Consider the following 2,976-nt stretch of genomic DNA (forward strand, 5'->3'; position numbering starts at 1 on the left):
GATGGAACTATCGTTGATGGAGAAGAGATCTTCCGCGAGGTAAAGCAAGGCGAGATCCGGTCCGGCGGATTCGATCTGAATGGTTCCTGGTCTCCGCTTTACACCGTGCACAAGGTCTTCGCGGGTCTGCTGGATGTTTATGAGAGCTGGGGTGATCCCACTGCGCTCAAAGTGGCAACCGGACTGGCCGGGTATTTCGCGGACGTCTTCGATGCGCTGAACGACGAGCAGATGCAGAAGCTGCTGGCCTGCGAGTATGGCGGCCTGAACGAAAGCTACGCGGAGCTCTATGCCATCACTCACGATAAGCGTTGGCTTGCCGTCTCAGAGCGGTTGTATGACCGCCGTGTACTGGATCCGCTGGAAGCCGGCGAAGATAAGTTGGCAAACTTCCACGCGAATACGCAGGTGCCGAAGCTGATTGGTCTTGCCCGACTTCACGAACTTACCAACAAGCCCGAACCAGGACGTGCAGCGGAGTTCTTCTGGGAGGCGGTGACGAAGCACCACAGCTATGTCATCGGTGGAAACGCAGACCGTGAGTATTTCTCAGCTCCCGACACGATCGCTGCCCACATTACCGAGCAGACCTGTGAGCACTGCAATACGTACAACATGCTGAAGCTGACACGGCATTTGTATGCCTGGCATCCAGATGGAACCTACTTCGACTACTACGAGCGGGCGCACCTGAATCACGTGATGGCGGCACAGAATCCGAAAGACGGCGGCTTTACCTATATGACCCCGCTGATGTCCGGAGCGGAGCGCGGCTATTCCACTCCAAAGGAAGACGCCTTCTGGTGTTGCGTGGGCACCGGTATGGAGAGTCACGCCAAGCATGGTGAGTCGATCTTCTGGGAAGGTGACGGAGCGTTGCTGGTGAATCTCTATATTTCTGCCGAAGCCGATTGGCCAGGTAGAAAGGCGAAGCTCAGGCTCGAGACCAACTATCCGTTCGCGCCGGAATCGCGACTGACGTTGACGGCTCTACCGCAACGGCAAAGCTTTGCGATTGGTCTCCGCTCTCCAGGATGGGCTGGAGAGAAGGCGAAGGTCACGGTGAATGGAAAAGCAGTCGATGTTGAACTGGTACGTGGATACCTGTTGGTAAAGCGAATGTGGAAGCAGGGAGACGTGTTGGCAATCACTCTGCCGCTCGATCTGCGGCTGGAGCCCGCACCCGGTGACAACGATACGGTCGCATTGCTTCGCGGCCCCATGGTTATGAGCGCTGATCTTGGTCCGGTATCGGAGAAATGGGACAATCCCGATCCGTCGCTGGTAGGCGAGAACCTGCTGTCGGGCTTTTCGGCCGTCTCGTCCGAGAAGGCGATCTATGCGTCGAAGGGCATCGTACGGCCGGCGGACCTGAAGTTCGTTCCGTTCTATAGTCAGTACGATCGCCGCAGCGCCGTCTACTTCAAGCGGTTCACCGAAGCAGCATGGAAAATGGAAGAGAGTAACTTCCTGGCAGAGCAGGCAAAGGCGCGGGATATCGCTGCACGGTCTGTCGATGTGATGCATCTGGGCGAGATGCAGCCTGAGAGGGACCATAAGCTGGTTTCGGAGATCTCATATCCGGTGTCGTATCGCGGGCGGAATGGACGTGACGCTCGTTCCGGTGGATACTTCGAGTTCACGCTGAAGTGCAAACCCGTGGAGATGGTGCTGCAGGCTACCTACTGGGGTGATGAGCGCGAACGAAGCTTCGACATCCTGGTGGACAATGTGAAGGTCGCCACCCAGACGCTGAAGCAGGATCGTCCCGGAAAGTTCTTCGATGTGGAATATCCGTTGAGCACTGACCTGACAAAGGGCAAAGAGAGCATCCGGGTGCGCTTTATTCCACATGACCGGTCGACAGTAGGACCGGTATTCGGTGTCCGCTTGTTTACTGCTAAGAAAGACGCAAACGTTTCGTCGTAAGCAAGAGCCGCCGTGAGCGGCTTTTGTTCTGCCTTGAGGAGAAGAATAACATCGTGGATAGAACGAACAAATTTTCAACATGTCTTGTGCCGACCATCGCAGTCGTTGTCTTCTCCTGTTTTTGCCTTCAGACGCGGGCCGCAACCCCGCAAGCTGCAGAGCCGAAGCTGCCATCGATGATCCAGCAGTTCAGCGCCGATCGCAGAGCGCTGGAGGCGGCATACGTTATTTCTTTCTCAGCGAGCCGCCTGGACAGGATGGAGGCGTTCTATCAACAGAAACAGAAAGAGCTTGCTGCGGTTGACTTCAAGACGTTGGCAGAAGACGAAAAGCTGGATTACCTGCTGCTTCAGAACCAGCTCCGAGGCGAGCTGTACGAGCTCGGCCTGCAGCGCGAGAAGGCAACGGCCATGAGACCGCTGCTTCCTTTTGCCGGAACGATTGAAGACCTGGAGGATAAGCACCGGCGCATGGTGCGGCCGGATGCTGAGAAGACGGCCGCGACGCTGATGGCCATGGTCCGGGCCATTGAGAACGCGAAACACGCGCTCGATCCGGCGAAGAGCGAAGGCAAACCGAAGTTCGATGCTGTCGTTGCTAACCGCGCAGTTGCCGCGACAGAGCAGCTAAAGAAGGTCCTTCATAACTGGTATGGGCAATACAGCGGCTATGACCCAGGCTTCACCTGGTGGGTGGAGCAGCCCTATCGCGATGCAGATAAGGCGCTGGAAGAATATGAGGCATTCCTTCGGGAGAAGCTGGTTGGGATCGCCGCTGACGACAAGAAGACCATCATCGGAGATCCGGTAGGCCATGAGGCGTTGATGCGCGAGCTGTCAGCCGACCTTATTCCATACACCCCTGAAGAGCTGACAGCCATCGCGCAGACCGAATACGACTGGTGCATGAAGGAGATGCTGCGGGCATCGCATGAGATGGGGTATGGCGATGACTGGCACGCGGCGGTAGAGAAGGTCAAAACGATGCACGTGCCTCCGGGTGATCAGCCGGAGCTGATTCGCAAACTAGTGGTGGAGGGCATTGAGT

2 protein-coding genes are annotated in these 2,976 nt (G+C 56.7%); both read left to right on the forward strand.

Annotation, left to right across the window (positions count from 1 at the left end):
* On the forward strand, positions 1–1,929 hold a 1,929-nt coding region (locus tag AB4043_RS20700), incomplete at its 5' end, for a beta-L-arabinofuranosidase domain-containing protein (RefSeq protein ID WP_442307954.1).
* 86 nt (positions 1,930–2,015) lie between these two features.
* On the forward strand, positions 2,016–2,976 hold a 961-nt coding region (locus AB4043_RS20705; protein WP_442307955.1), incomplete at its 3' end, for a DUF885 family protein.

This window comes from Terriglobus sp. YAF25, from assembly GCF_052113305.1.
In the GTDB taxonomy this organism is placed as follows: domain Bacteria; phylum Acidobacteriota; class Terriglobia; order Terriglobales; family Acidobacteriaceae; genus Terriglobus.